Source organism: Halorubrum sp. SP3, assembly GCF_005435195.1.
Taxonomy (GTDB): domain Archaea; phylum Halobacteriota; class Halobacteria; order Halobacteriales; family Haloferacaceae; genus Halorubrum; species Halorubrum sodomense.
The window spans coordinates 135,196-147,952 of record NZ_SGTU01000006.1 but is presented as its reverse complement, the minus strand read 5'-3'; the positions used below and the strand labels follow the sequence as shown (position 1 = coordinate 147,952).

The 12,757-nt window shown below is 67.1% G+C and carries 14 protein-coding genes; 10 read left to right on the top strand and 4 right to left on the bottom strand.

Annotated elements, in window-relative coordinates; translation table 11 throughout:
- Positions 1-43 precede the first annotated feature (43 nt).
- Positions 44-811 carry a hypothetical protein gene (locus EXE42_RS06910; protein WP_137694566.1) on the top strand — a complete coding sequence of 256 codons (768 nt, stop codon included), beginning with the start codon at positions 44-46 and terminating at the stop codon, positions 809-811.
- 55 nt (positions 812-866) lie between these two features.
- On the opposite strand, the gene EXE42_RS06905 is transcribed toward EXE42_RS06910, so the two are convergent.
- On the bottom strand, positions 867-2,210 hold the full coding sequence (locus EXE42_RS06905) for an alkaline phosphatase family protein (RefSeq protein ID WP_137706179.1): 1,344 nt from the start codon (positions 2,208-2,210) through the stop codon (positions 867-869).
- A 135-nt stretch (positions 2,211-2,345) separates the two neighbouring features.
- Here EXE42_RS06905 and EXE42_RS06900 point away from each other — a divergent pair, with 135 nt between their 5' ends.
- The 5 genes from EXE42_RS06900 (at position 2,346) to EXE42_RS06880 (ending at position 7,841) form a co-directional block, all read left to right on the top strand.
- Complete coding sequence (locus tag EXE42_RS06900; protein ID WP_092921922.1) at positions 2,346-3,317, top strand: phosphoadenosine phosphosulfate reductase family protein; 972 nt, start codon at positions 2,346-2,348, stop codon at positions 3,315-3,317.
- A 456-nt stretch (positions 3,318-3,773) separates the two neighbouring features.
- A complete protein-coding gene (locus tag EXE42_RS06895; RefSeq protein ID WP_137706178.1) occupies positions 3,774-4,778 on the top strand; it encodes an arsenic resistance protein in 1,005 nt (334 codons plus the stop codon).
- 131 nt (positions 4,779-4,909) lie between these two features.
- Positions 4,910-5,638, top strand: a complete 729-nt coding sequence (locus EXE42_RS06890) for a type 1 glutamine amidotransferase (protein ID WP_137706177.1) — start codon at positions 4,910-4,912, stop codon at positions 5,636-5,638.
- Positions 5,639-5,764: 126 nt separating this feature from the next.
- Complete coding sequence (locus tag EXE42_RS06885; protein WP_137706176.1) at positions 5,765-6,670, top strand: 4Fe-4S binding protein; 906 nt, start codon at positions 5,765-5,767, stop codon at positions 6,668-6,670.
- A gap of 250 nt (positions 6,671-6,920) precedes the next feature.
- The gene (locus EXE42_RS06880; RefSeq protein ID WP_137706175.1) at positions 6,921-7,841 is read left to right on the top strand and encodes an NAD(P)/FAD-dependent oxidoreductase; all 921 of its coding nucleotides are present in this window, start codon (positions 6,921-6,923) and stop codon (positions 7,839-7,841) included.
- Positions 7,842-7,846: 5 nt separating this feature from the next.
- Here the strand turns inward: EXE42_RS06880 and EXE42_RS06875 are convergent, their stop codons facing one another.
- The gene (locus tag EXE42_RS06875) at positions 7,847-9,118 is read right to left on the bottom strand and encodes a trans-acting enoyl reductase family protein (protein WP_137706174.1); all 1,272 of its coding nucleotides are present in this window, start codon (positions 9,116-9,118) and stop codon (positions 7,847-7,849) included.
- 107 nt (positions 9,119-9,225) lie between these two features.
- On the opposite strand from EXE42_RS06875, the gene EXE42_RS06870 reads away from it, so the two are divergent.
- The 4 genes from EXE42_RS06870 to EXE42_RS06855 all read left to right on the top strand — a co-directional run bounded on the left by EXE42_RS06870 (position 9,226) and on the right by EXE42_RS06855 (position 10,331).
- Positions 9,226-9,489: a hypothetical protein gene (locus EXE42_RS06870; RefSeq protein ID WP_092921918.1), complete on the top strand. Its 264-nt coding sequence runs from the start codon at positions 9,226-9,228 to the stop codon at positions 9,487-9,489.
- Positions 9,482-9,691 carry a hypothetical protein gene (locus EXE42_RS06865; RefSeq protein WP_092921916.1) on the top strand — a complete coding sequence of 70 codons (210 nt, stop codon included), beginning with the start codon at positions 9,482-9,484 and terminating at the stop codon, positions 9,689-9,691. Before EXE42_RS06870 ends, EXE42_RS06865 begins: the two co-directional genes overlap by 8 nt.
- Before the next feature lie 152 nt (positions 9,692-9,843).
- Positions 9,844-10,110 (top strand): DUF433 domain-containing protein, encoded by a 267-nt coding sequence (locus EXE42_RS06860; protein ID WP_092921914.1) that lies wholly within the window; start codon positions 9,844-9,846, stop codon positions 10,108-10,110.
- Positions 10,111-10,112: 2 nt separating this feature from the next.
- Positions 10,113-10,331, top strand: a complete 219-nt coding sequence (locus EXE42_RS06855) for a DUF5615 family PIN-like protein (protein ID WP_241988348.1) — start codon at positions 10,113-10,115, stop codon at positions 10,329-10,331.
- A gap of 109 nt (positions 10,332-10,440) precedes the next feature.
- Here EXE42_RS06855 and EXE42_RS06850 read toward each other — a convergent pair whose 3' ends face one another.
- Together EXE42_RS06850 and EXE42_RS06845 are read right to left on the bottom strand one after the other, a co-directional pair.
- The gene (locus EXE42_RS06850; RefSeq protein ID WP_137706173.1) at positions 10,441-11,352 is read right to left on the bottom strand and encodes an NAD-dependent epimerase/dehydratase family protein; all 912 of its coding nucleotides are present in this window, start codon (positions 11,350-11,352) and stop codon (positions 10,441-10,443) included.
- A 122-nt stretch (positions 11,353-11,474) separates the two neighbouring features.
- Positions 11,475-12,686, bottom strand: coding sequence for a glycosyltransferase (locus EXE42_RS06845; RefSeq protein WP_137706172.1), 1,212 nt, complete (start codon positions 12,684-12,686; stop codon positions 11,475-11,477).
- Positions 12,687-12,757 lie beyond the last annotated feature (71 nt).

The window sequence follows — 12,757 nt, the reverse complement described above, 5'->3', positions numbered from 1 at the left end:
CGCCGCCCGTCAGGCGTAACCCGCCGCCGCCCGTACGGCGCGTGTGAACACCGACGACGGCGGCCACCACGACGCGGCGGTCGACGCGCTGGCGGTCCGGGAGTACGGGCGCGCGGGGAACCGCTACACCCGCGGCGGGCGACGCGTCCTCGCGGATCCCCGTCCGGACCGCGACCCCTTCGAACCGGACGAGAAGGGGTGGGTCGGCCAGGGGGTTCAGCAACTGCTCGCGGCGGCGGTCGCCTATCGCGTCGCCGGCGCCGAGGAACGCGCGACCCGACGCGCGGCCGAGGGGATCGCCGCAGCGCGCGACTTCGAGACCGTCCTCACCGACCCGGGACAGGGCGCCTGCCTCGCGGAGTTCGTGGCCGACTTCCGGGTCGCGGGCGGGCTCGGCGGCGCCGACGAGGCGTACGACGACGCGGCCGAGCGGTACGCGGCCGCCGGCGCCGAGGTCGACTCCCCGCAGGCGCTCGCGACGACGCCGCTCTTCGAGGCCGCGGCCGCGACGATCAAGCAGGTCGCGCGGGGGCAGGCGGACGGCGAGATCGCGATCAAATGGGAGGACATCCACGGGGACGACCCGAGCCGCCCGGGCGAGTTCCTCGCGGGCCGCGCTCGGTTCAAGAGACAGCGCTTCGCCGGGCTCGTCGAGCGCGCGGTCGACGACGGTCACCTCGCGGCGCCCCGTGGGACGACCGAGTACGACAACGACAACCACCGGTGTCCGAACTGCGGGTCGAACCACGTGAACTGGGCCGGAACCGGGATCCTCTGCCTGCGGTGTTCGCGGCCGACCGAGCGCGTCTGACGGTCGTCAGAGCCGCCCACGGCGACGCGGCGGACGGTCCACTCCGGGATACCGGTTAGCTCAGCAGGCTCTCGCCGTCGAACTCGGTCTCGACCTCGACGTCCATCAGGTCGAGGACGGTCGGGGTCACGTCGAAGAGGTTCGCGTCGGACAGGTCGAGGTCGGGGTCGGTCGCGTACAGGAGCGAGTTCTCGAACTTGTGCATCCCGTTGCGCGGGCCCTCGGTGAAGACGGCCTCCTTCCCGCCGAAGCCGGACTTGAGGTCGAAGCCGTCCGCGGGGATGACGACCAGGTCGGGCGCGATGTCGTCGTGGTCGCCGTCGAAGACGGTCTCGCCTTTCACGATCCGCTTACACACCTGTCGGCCGTCGGGGCCGGTGAGCGATTCGAGGTCGTCGATGAGTTCCTCGCGCGTCACCTCGTACTCGGACTCCGGGACGACGCCGTCCGGCTCTCGCCCCTCGAGGTTGAGGTAGAATCGCCCGGGAATGAGCGAGTACGCGCGCGTCTCGTCGTCGATGTCCGTCAGCGAGTCGTGGTCGTCGTCCTCGTAGGAGAGCCACCCCTCGTCGGCGAGGAACTGGTTGCAGTTCGCCTCCCAGTTCAGTTCGGTGAACCCGTGGTCGGAGGCGACGATCAGGGTAGTGTCGTCGTCGAGCGAGTCGCGGATGTCGCCGATGTACCCGTCGAGCTTCCGGTAGAACTCGAGGAACTCCGCGGCGTACTCGCCGTCGTTTACGTAGTCACCGAACAGGAAGTGGTTCACGCGGTCGGTACTCATGAAGACGCCGAAGAAGAGGTCCCAGTCGTCTTCCGCCAGGTAGTGGGAGAAGGCCTCGTACCGGGCGTCGAGGGTCGCGTGGGCGTTCTCGACGAACTCGGTCTTGTCGTCGTCGTGGCCGAGCTTGGCGTTGACATCGATCCGGTAGTCGAAGCCGTCGAGCGTCTCCCGGACCGACTCGTCGCTCGCGGCCGACTCCAGGTCGGGCGAGAGGAAGCCGGAGGCCATCCGCTGGATCCGCGTCGACGGCGGGAACGTAACGGGGACGTTGAGGACGGTCGCGTCGCGGCCGGCGTCGGTGACGCGGTCCCACAGCCGTGTCGCCTTCACGTGGCGCCCGAGCGGGACGTACGTCTCGTAAGAGTCGCGCTCCCGGTCCTGAAACCCGTATACGCCCGTCGCGCCGGGGTTCACGCCGGTCGTGAGGCTCGGCCAGCAGGCGCTCGACTCCGGCGGCACGATGCTCTCCAGTCGCCCCCCGGAGCCCGCCGCCGCGATGTCGGTCAGGTTCTCGAAGACGTCAGGGTGGTCCTCGACGAGGTCGAGCGGTACGCCGTCGATGCCGAGGAAGACGACGCGCCCGTCGTCCTCGCCGCGGAGCCGGTCGAACAGACCCATGTCCGGTGCTTCCGCGGCGCCCGGCATATCCCTTGTGTTCCGCGGGACGGCGGCGGCGACCGCCCCGGTCGGCGCTCCCTCCGGGCGGCCGCGATTCAGAAAGCCTATTCGTCTCGGCGGCGACGGCTACGCCGTATGAGCGACGACTTCCCGGCGAGCGTCGACGTCGATTACACCGACGGCGAGGGGGAGACCCCCGACGACTACCCGTCGATCCAGCACAAGATCGAGAAGGCGGTCGAGGTCACCCGCCGCGGCCTCGAACAGTACGACAACCCGGCGGTGATGTGGACCGGCGGGAAGGACTCCACGCTGACGCTGTACTTCATCAACCAGGTCGCCGAGGAGTACGGCTACGAGAAGCCGACCGCGGTGTTCATCGACCACTTCCAGCACTTCGACGACATCACCGACTTCGTCGAGCACTGGGCCGACGAGTGGGAGATCGACCTCGTCTACGCCCGCAACGAGGACGTGGGCGCCTACGTCGACGAGCACGGCCTGGAGCCGGGCGACGACATTCCCGTCGACGCGCTCTCGGAGCACAATCAGCACCACATCCGAGAGATCCTGGAATTCGAGGAGGACTCGTTCCCGTTCCTGCTCGACACGTACGTCGGGAACCACCTGCTGAAGACGGTCGCGCTCAACGACGCCCTCGAGGAACACGACATCGACGGCGTCATCTCCGGCGTCCGCTGGGACGAACAGGAGGCCCGCGCCGACGAGACGTTCTTCTCGCCGCGCCACGACCCCGACCTGTTCCCGCCGCACGACCGCATCCAGCCCATCCTCCAGTTCGCCGAGGCGGACGTGTGGGAGGCCTTCTGGAACTTCGTCGTGCCGGACACCGTCGAGGCGTTCCCCGACGAGGGGTACATCCCGCAGGCCGACGACGACCTCCCCGAGGGCGTCAGTCGGGAGGACGTCCCGATCTCGCCGAAGTACTTCGCCGGGTTCCGCTCGCTCGGCAGCGAGGTCAGTACGGAGAAGACGACAGAGGAGCCCGCGTGGCTCCAGAACCTCGAGGACACGACCGAGCGCGCCGGCCGCGCCCAGGACAAGGAGGACCTGATGGAGCGCCTGCGCGACCTCGGCTACATGTAAGCCACGCGGGCGGCGCGCGGTCAATCGACGAACGGCTCCTTCCTCGGTCGCGACCCCGAGATCGACGCCCTCGCGGGGTCGGACCGACTCCGTATTCGGTTCCGACGAGCGGATCACCGGCGTGTGATTGGATAGATCGCACATCTCTCCGTTCGCCTCTGTTCCCGGAGATCGGCGCTCCATATATTCGATGAATGAGCGACAGTAGCGTTTGGCTGTGAAATGTGGGGACGGAGTCGCGACCGAGGTCGTTCCGTCCGGCCGCATTAGAATTGTGTATATCATACATTTTTGGTTGCGTCGTGCGTTATCGCGTATAGAGTCCCGAAGCCGGCCGGAGGCGTCGGCGGCCGGCCGACCGGATGCTCGAGAGATGACAGAGCGAACGCCCGCCCGACGGAAGAGAGCGTATCGGCACGGCAAGCGCCCGCATTACGAACCGTCCACGTCCATCAGATGATACGCCCGTTCCTCACCGGAATCAAGGAGAACCTCATCTACGTCGTCGTCGCCTCACTGGTCGCCGGGCTGGCCTTCGGCCAGGTCGCGGGCTCGGGGACGAAAGCGGTCCTCCGGGCCGCGGTCGTCCCGATCCTGTTCCTGATGATCTACCCGATGATGATCAACATCGATCTCCGGGAAGTGATCAACGTCCGCGACCACGCCGGTCCAGTGGGGTTGAGCCTGCTGATCAACTTCGGCGCGGCGCCGCTGTTCGCGGTCGCCCTCTCTCGGGGCTTCTTCGGCGGCGACATAGAGTACGCCGTCGGACTGTACTTCATCGCGCTCATCCCGACCTCCGGGATGACCGCCGCGTGGACGGGCCTCGCCGACGGCGACCTCGAGGCGGCGCTGGTCGCGATGGCGGTCAACCTGTTAGCGGCGATCGTGATTCTCCCGGCGTACCTGTCCGTGCTCGTGCCCGCCGACATCGGGTTCGACCCCTCGGCGCTGTACCGACAGCTCGCGCAGGTGGTGGTCGTCCCGATGGCCGCCGGGACGGTCACTCGATGGCTGTTGCTCCGTCGGTATTCCACGGCGGGTTTCAAGCGCCTGAAGCCGTTGTTCGGCGGACTGTCGTCGCTCGGCGTGATGCTGATCGTGTTCGTCGCGATGACGATGCGGTCCGGTCAGATCCTCGCGGACCCCGTCGCGTCGGCGGTGACGGTCGTTCCGCTGGTAGTGTTTTACGCGGCGGTCCTCGGCGTCGCCGCGGTCGCCGGACGGACGCTGCTCGACCCGCGACGGGGCGTCGCGCTCGTGTACGCGACCAGCATGCGAAACCTGTCGATCGCGCTGGCGATCGTCGTCGCCGGGGACGCGGTGCCCTCCGGGGCGGTGTTACCGATCGCGCTGGCGTACGTTATCCAGCCCCCGCTCGGCGCGGTCTACATGCACTATCGGCGCGACGTCGTCGGTGAGGGACGCTCTCTCCGTGAAGCGGTCGCGGAGTTCATCTGAGCGGCCGGCGTCTCGCCGTCGCGGTCCGATACCGAGCGAGCGCCGCCGGCTCTCGTCGGGCCAGCATCGATAGTGTGTGTATAGTACATTACACACAAAGTAATTTGACCGTAGTGCGCCTCGGTAGACAGATGAGCGTAACGTTCGCAGTGATCGATGCGTCGGTGGGGGAGACGCCCGCGGAGTCGAACCTCCGTCGGGAACTCGACGCGGAGGTCGTCGTTTACAAGGCGAGCGAGGGCGAGTTCCCGCCGTCGGTGTCGGCGTCCGACTGGCGGTTCGACGGCGTCGTCGTCAGCGGGTCGCAGACCTCGGCGTACGACGACCGCGACTGGATCCACGAGCTGACGGAGTGGATCCGTCGGGTCCACCGGGCGGACGTGCCGACGGTGGGCATCTGCTGGGGGCACCAGTTCCTCGCGCAGGCGCTGGGCGGTCGCGTCGTCGACATGGGGGAGTACGAACTCGGATACGAGCGGATCGTGCGCCTCGGCGACGACCGGCTGTTCGAGGGACTCCCGGAGCGGTTCACCAGCTTCGAGACGCACTCCGACCGCGTCGCCGAACTTCCCCCGGGCGCGGCGACGCTCGCACGCAACGGCTTCGGCGTTCAGGCCTTCCGCATCGGCAGTAGCTACGGGATACAGTTCCATCCGGAGTACGACCGCGAGACGGCGGTCTGGGTGACTGAGGGGAAAGACCTCCCGGACGAGCGGAAGCGCTCCGTGCTGGACGGGATTACCGACGAATCCGTCGAGGCGGCGCGGGCGAGCAGGCAGATATTCGAGAACTTCCGGCGCCTCGCCGAGCGCCACCAGCCGGTCCGCCGGGCGGACCCGATCCCTCCTCGGACGAGGTGACCGCCGAACCTCGCGACGGGCCGAAGTCGCGACGGACGAGGGGCACGGCACAGTAGTCTTGTGTAGAATTGTGTTTTTTCCAAACTACTAAGTTTGACGCGCCGGACAGGATCGTTCGCGTCGAAGATGAGCCTGCGAGACCGAGCAAGCGAACTCGTGGACAGGGCGCGGTCGGTGACGGCCGGTGAGCGAACGAAGCGACTCGTCGAGAGGGTCCGACGGGTACGCGACGGGGAGCCGTGGTTCGACAAGCGGGGGCTCGACACGATCCGCCAGCGGCCGGTCGACGACGGCTCGATCGAACGACGGCGACGCGCGCAGCGCTACCTCGGCGTCGCCTTCGTCGGACTGCTGGCTGCGGCGCTCTGGTACCCCCTCGTCGCGAGGGTTGGCGTCGTCGGCTGCGCCGCCGCGGCGGTCGGCGTCGGCGCCGTCCGCGGCCGGTTCTACTGTAATCACCTCTGTCCGCGCGGCGGCCTGCTCGACGGCTACGTCCGCCTGCTCAGCCGTGGAAAGCGGACGCCGGACTGGTTCAAGCATCCGCTGACCCGCGCGGCCGTGGCGCTGACGGCGTTCGGACTCTTGGGGACGGGACTGTACGCCGCGTGGCGGCAGGGCGGGTCGCTCGGCGTGCCGTTCCTCACGATGCTCGGCGTCAGCACGCTCGTCGCGGTCGTTCTCGGCGTCGTGTACCACCAGCGGGCCTGGTGTCAGATCTGCCCGGCCGGGACGCTCTCGCACGCCGTCCACCGCGTCGCGGAGGCGCTCGGTCGCGATCCGGCGCCGCGCGTCGAGGTCGACGCGGACGCCTGCGTGAGCTGCGGCCGCTGCGGGACGGTCTGCCGACAGGAGATCCGTCCGGGACAGTACGCCGAGGGCGAGGTCACGGACCACGGCGACGTGTTCTCGCCGGGCGGTCTCGAGGGATCGACCCGCGAGGTCGACGGCGTCGTGGACCACGCCGACTGCCTCCAGTGTGCCGCCTGCGTCGAGGAGTGTCCGACGGACGCGCTGTCGCTCGACGAGGAGTAGCCGACCACGACCCGGCGGCGAGCCCTCGTCGTCCGACCCTCAATTTGTAAGAATTACACAACACTCTTGCGCAGCGACCCGTCGCGTCGGTCGTCGGCGAGTTGGAGCAATCCGTCGATGAGTACACGAGTTGGCGTTCAGAAGTACTGTATAGGTGAGAACCGTTCGCCGACAGATCGATCCGAGCCGGCTATCGCAGTCCGATCGGTCACAACTTATAAGTTAATATAGTGTATTTTGTACAATACAGATGTCTGGTGTCGCGATCATCGGCGGCGGACCGACGGGACTGAACGCGGCCATCTACACGGCCCGAGCGGACAGGCGAACGCTCGTGTTCGACGACGGGGGCGGGACGACCCGGGACGTGGACACCATGGAGAACGTCTACGGGTTCCCGGACGGCGTCACCGGCCCGGAACTCGTCGATCTGGGACGGGAACACGCGCGGAAGTACGGGGCCGAGATCGTCGAGGAGGAGGTCGTTCGGATCGAGCCGGAGGGCGAGCGGTACCGCGTCGAGACGACGGTCGACGAGTACGTCGTCGACGGCGTGATACTCGCGACGGGCGCGGACTACGAGCGGCCGGCCATCGCGGACGTCGAGACGTACGAGGGCCACGGCGTCTCCTACTGCGTCGAGTGCGACGCCTACTTCTACCGCGACAGCCCCGTCGCGGTCGTCGGCAACGACAACTACGCCGCGACGGAGGCGCTGATGCTGCTCGACTACACCGACGACGTCCGGCTCCTCACCAACGGGTCGGCGTTCGAGGCCGACGAGGAGCTGAGAGAGCGGGTCGACGACGCCGGAGTCCCGGTCATCACCGACGATCTGGACCGACTCACGGGCGAAGAGGTCCTCGAGGCCGTCGTGACGAAGGCGGGAGAAGAGGTGTCGATCGACGGGCTGTTCGTCGCGTTGGGCACCGCCGGCGGCACTGACCTCGCGGAGATGCTCGGCGTCCCCGTCGACGGCGACGACATCGTCACCGACCCCGACCAGTCGACGCCGGTCGACCGGGTGTACGCGGCGGGCGACGTCACCGGCGGCCACCAGCAGATCGCGACCTCCGTCGGCGAGGGCGCCCGCGCGGCGATCAACCTCCTCGAGGAGCTCCGCGGCGCCGACTACATCGACTACAAGAAGCTGGATTCGCAGCCGGCCTGAGCGGCTTACTCGTCGACGGTCGGCCCGGCCTCGTCGACCGACGCGGTGAAACCCACCTCCCGGAGTCGCTCCGCGAGCGGGAGGCCGATCCCCGACGCCGGCGTCAACACGCCGCCGTCGAACGGGGAGTCGACCTCGTCGCGCGCCAAGCAGACGGCCGACTCGCCGAGCATCCGCGCGGTCGCTCCGTACCCCGGATCGCGGTCGGCGCCGAACTCGGCCTCGACGGTGAACGGGCCGTCGGGACCCGTCCCGCGGCCGCGGAGGCCGATCCGGAAGTGGCCGGCCTCCGCTTCCTCCCGCGTCGGCCCCTCGCCCGGGTCCGGGAAGACGTGGCGGCGGAGCGCCGACCGAATCGGGCCGACGGACATCGCGGCGGTGAACAGGCCGAGGCCGCCGGCGACGAGCCCCGCGGTCGCGGCGCCGACCGGCCCGTCGCCGGTCGGGACCACCTCGCTACACCGGAACTCCCGACCCCACGGGTAGCCGAGGAGCGCGTTGCTCCGACGAACCACGCGCTCGTTCACCGGCGCCATCGGGGACGGGGCGGTCCACTCGCCCCGCAGTGCGTCCCGCCGCGGCCACCGCTGTTCGCCGGGGTCGACGCCGCGCCGCTCGCCCCGCGGCGCCAGCGAGTAGGGGTTCCGGAGCGCCTCCCGCGCGAGCGGGTCGGTCGCGGCCGCCGCGAACAGCTCGCCGGCGCTCGCGAGCGTCCCGCCGCTGACGCTCCCGCTGCCGCCGTCGAGGTAGATCCGGACCGTCTCGCAGGGCGCGCCGTGCGTCTCCCCCGCGAACGACTGGACGAGTAGGGTACCGAGGTCGGCCGGGACGGAGTCGAACCCGCAGCTGTGGACGATCCGAGCGCCCGCGTCGACCGCGGGCTCGTGGAACCGGTCAATCGACTCGCGCACCCAGTTCACCTCGCCCGTGAGGTCGCAGTAGTCGGTCCCGGTCGCGACGCAGGCCTCGACCAGCGGCGTCCCGAGCCGTGTGTACGGCCCGACCGTCGTACAGACCACTCGGGTGTCCCGCGCGATCGCCCGCAGGCTCTCCGGAGCGGTCGCGTCGCCCACGACGACCGGTACGTCGTCGCGCGCGTCGCCGCGACGGGCGAGGTCGGCGGCGAGCGCGTCGAGCTGCTCCCGGTCTCGCCCCCCGATCGCCAGCGCGAGCTCGTCCGGGCCGTACCGCTCGGCCAGGTACTCGGCCGCGAACCGTCCCGCCACTCCGGTCGCGCCCCACACCACGACATCGTGCGTCCGGTCTGCGTCGCTCATTCTCGTCTCCACTACGCGGCGAGGGCGGTAAACGGGCGGGTTCGTTCCGCGAGCGACGGCGCCCAGCCGCGCGGTACCTCTTTACCTCGGGAGCCGTAACCGAACACATGGCCGTTGGCACCAGTTTATCGTTGCGGCTCGCCGACTTCGGCACCCGTTCGCTCGTCACGCACAGCCTCATGGTAGTGGGATTCGTCGGGGCGGTGTACGCGGGGCTGTTCGTCGAGGGGCAGATCGGGACCGTCTCGATGGCGGCGTTCATCAACTTCACCGCCGGACTGTGGATCTCGCAGTCGATCCACTCGCTCGGCAACGCCGCCACCGACGACGAGTATCAGGGCGTCCTCAAGGAGATTCTGAACCGTGTCTAGCGAGCCCGGGATCGACGCGGCGCGATTCGGGCGGATACTCGCGCTCATCGGCTTCGTCACGACCGTCTTCCTGTTCCTCACGGCGCAGCGACTGTCGGGTAACGCCCTGCGTATCGGCGTCGTCGCGATCGGGATGGTCGGGCTGATCACCGCGATCATCGGCTTCCTCGTCGCCGCCGGCAGCGCCGTCGAGGCGTCCTGACGCCGATCGGTCGGTGGGAGCGCCCCGCAGTTGGATACGTCCGGAGCAGGTGGACGTGTCGTCCCGAGCACGTTTCCGTAGAGTGGCGCACGGTCTAGGCGACGTCTTCGGCGAGGCGTTATGTCGATTCACGAAGGAAAACTACTACTGGCGTGACTATCCCCGTGGTTTCGACGCCGAACGTACTCGGCGGGAAACCCAGGGCGGAGGGGACGCGCGTCGGCGTCCACCAGGTAGGGTCGCTGGTCCACGAGCACGGCCGGTCGAGGGCGGCCGTCACCGAGGAGTTCGGCCTGACGGCCGATGAGGTCGACGCCGCTATCGAGTACTACGAGTCGAATCCCGACGAGACGGAAGCGATCGCAGCGGAGGCGAACGCGACTCGCGACCGACTGACAGACGTGAGCCGCGCACCGTAGTGATGCGGCTCCTCTGCGACCAGAACGTCGCACGTCGGTATATCGACGCCCGTATCGAAGCGCCAGACCTTCGAGCAGTCACTGTCCGTGATGCGCTCGATCCTCGTGCGACCGATCCCGACATCGCGGCGTACGCTCGCGAAAACGAATACGTCGTGTTGACCGCAGACGAGGACTTCTTCGAGTTGTCGGAACGGTGTGGCTGTCTGTATTTCCACTAACTCGATCGGCCGCCTGTCGGCGATGTGCTAACTGCTATCCGGCTGATCGATGACGCGCACGACGACCATACCGGGATCGCCGAGGTCGTCCCGGACGGGTGGGCCTGAGCTACTTGTACGATTCGCACACCATCTCGACGCCCTCTTCGAAGGAGATCTCGGGCTCCCAGCCGGTCGCCTCGTGGAACGTCGAGTAGTCGGCCATCGTGTCGTGGACGTAGCCGTCGAACGGGCACTCGATGTAGACGGGGTCGACGTCCGTGCCGAGCGCGTCGTTGATCAGGTCGACCATCTCGTTGAACGAGTACGCCTCCTGCGTGCCGACGTTGTAGACGCCCGTGAGCTCGTGGTCGGCCGCGAGCTCGCAGGCGCGGGCCACGTCCGAGACGTGCGTGAAGTCGCGCGTCTGGGTGCCGTCGCCGAACAGCTCGGGTGCTTCGCCGTTCGCGATCTTGTCCGCGAACTGCGCGACCGTGTTCGCGTACTCGCCCTTGTGCTCCTCGTTGCCGCCGAAGCCCTGATACACCGAAAAGAAGCGGAGGCCGGCCATCGCCATGTCGTGGTGGTTGGCGTAGTACTCGGCGTAGCGCTCGCGCGCGAGCTTCGAGGCCTCGTAGGCGGTGTGGGCCTCCACGTCCATGTCGACGGGGGAGGGCTCGGTACGGCTCCCGTAGATCGAGGAGGTCGAGGCGTACACCACGGTGTCACAGCCCGCTTTCCGGGCGCGCTCGACGGTGTTGACGAACCCCTCGACGTTGACGCGGCAGCCGCGCTGGGGGTCGCTCTCGTGCATGTTCCGCGAGGAGAGCGCGGCGAGATGGAAGACGACGTCGACGTCGACCGGGAACTCGCCGTCGACGACGGAGGCCTCAACGAACTCGACATCGTCGTCGAGGTTCTCGGGCGTGCCGAGATAGGTGTCGTCGACTGCGATCACGTCGTTGTCGCTTGCGAGGCGGTTCGCGAGGTTCGAGCCGATGAACCCGGCCCCGCCCGTGACGAGGACGCGTTTATTTTGCATGGGCGCATCTCCTCAGTGCGCTCTGTTTAGCGCTTCGGTTTTCTCCCAACAGCTATTTTCAACAGCAATGGGTCAGATGACGATTAGCAGTTTACACTGAACGACTGTAGCGAGTATCGTGATCAGAAGGGGCCGAACAATTCGTGTAACTTCTCGCGTAGGTGTTGCGAGGCTGACTCCCACGTGTACTGTTCATTCGCGAGTCGCCGACCCGCCGCACCGAGTTCCTTTGATCGTTTCGGCTCCTCCCGAAGTGTATCGATCGCCGCGGCGAACTCGTCGATTTCCGCGACGACTACTTCTTTATCACCACAAACCTCTAGCCCCCTGACGCCGAATGGAGTGGAGACCACTGGGAGACTCCGAGCGAAGTAGTCGATGAGTTTGATATTCGTACCCCCGCCGGAGCGCATCGGATTTAAGGCGATGTCCGCGGCGTCGAAATGCGCCTCGAAATCCTCCTCGACGTAACCAGTCGTAGTTAGGTTCCCCGGGAGTCGATCCGCGCTGAGTGAATTCCCGACACTTCCGAGTACGAGAAAGTGAACGGGTGGTGTTCGATCCCGCATTTCCAGTGCGATGTCGCAGACGCTCTTCGCTGCCTCGACGTTCGGCTTGTAGTTACTGCCCATGAAGAGACATACTGTGGCATCCGCCGGAATCTCGTATCGCTCTCGAATCTGTTTGGCACGGTCGCTGTCCGGGCGATGTTCGCGAAGATCGTCTTCGTAAGTTCCGTTCGGAGCGACAAGGATCGGACCGCCCGGATCGTACTGCTCGCGGTATACGTCTGCGTCGCGCTCGCTCGTACAGACGACCGCATCCGCGTCCTGTACCGATCGCCGCTCTAAATCATCCACGCGACGCTCGAACCACTCTTCGAACACTGGTTGATGAATGTCGCCGAACCGCTCCGTTTCGACGTTGTGACTGGAGAACACCACGGGCGTTTCGTCGTCAGTGCGGTCGAGTACGTACGGCGTCTGCCACGGTTCTCGGACGAGGACGACATCGGCTTCGTCTAACATCCGCCCGAGTCCGTCGTTCGCAAGTCGCAGTGCCCCCGATTGGAAGACGTTCGGATAGCCGAGGAGCATCGGCGCCTTCAGAAGTTCGTGGAGGGGGTGGAGATGACGGTACTCGGTGTAGCCGTCCGCTATCCCTACTTCCCGACGGAGATCGAGTGACTTGTACATCGCTGGCGACCCGCCCTGGCAGAACCGCTCAACGGTGTCACCCAACTCTGGGAACTCCTTGACAAGACCGTGTGTTCGGTGGTCGCCCCCTAAGCGTGGTGGATAGGTGACGTAGGGGGCGATCTGAGCGAGGTACACAATTGTGATAGACTGGTGTGGGCTATAGAAATATTGGTCCAAATTGCTTGGCAGCTAATGTGTGGGTATTG

Bases quoted from the DNA above. Each gene is read 5' to 3' on its own strand.
- EXE42_RS06905 (WP_137706179.1), bottom strand. From the start codon at position 2,210: ATGGGTCTGTTCGACCGGCTCCGCGGCGAGGACGACGGGCGCGTCGTC.
- EXE42_RS06900 (WP_092921922.1), top strand. From the start codon at position 2,346: ATGAGCGACGACTTCCCGGCGAGCGTCGACGTCGATTACACCGACGGC.
- EXE42_RS06895 (WP_137706178.1), top strand. From the start codon at position 3,774: ATGATACGCCCGTTCCTCACCGGAATCAAGGAGAACCTCATCTACGTC.
- EXE42_RS06890 (WP_137706177.1), top strand. From the start codon at position 4,910: ATGAGCGTAACGTTCGCAGTGATCGATGCGTCGGTGGGGGAGACGCCC.
- EXE42_RS06885 (WP_137706176.1), top strand. From the start codon at position 5,765: ATGAGCCTGCGAGACCGAGCAAGCGAACTCGTGGACAGGGCGCGGTCG.
- EXE42_RS06880 (WP_137706175.1), top strand. From the start codon at position 6,921: ATGTCTGGTGTCGCGATCATCGGCGGCGGACCGACGGGACTGAACGCG.
- EXE42_RS06875 (WP_137706174.1), bottom strand. From the start codon at position 9,118: ATGAGCGACGCAGACCGGACGCACGATGTCGTGGTGTGGGGCGCGACC.
- EXE42_RS06870 (WP_092921918.1), top strand. From the start codon at position 9,226: ATGGCCGTTGGCACCAGTTTATCGTTGCGGCTCGCCGACTTCGGCACC.
- EXE42_RS06855 (WP_241988348.1), top strand. From the start codon at position 10,113: ATGCGGCTCCTCTGCGACCAGAACGTCGCACGTCGGTATATCGACGCC.
- EXE42_RS06850 (WP_137706173.1), bottom strand. From the start codon at position 11,352: ATGCAAAATAAACGCGTCCTCGTCACGGGCGGGGCCGGGTTCATCGGC.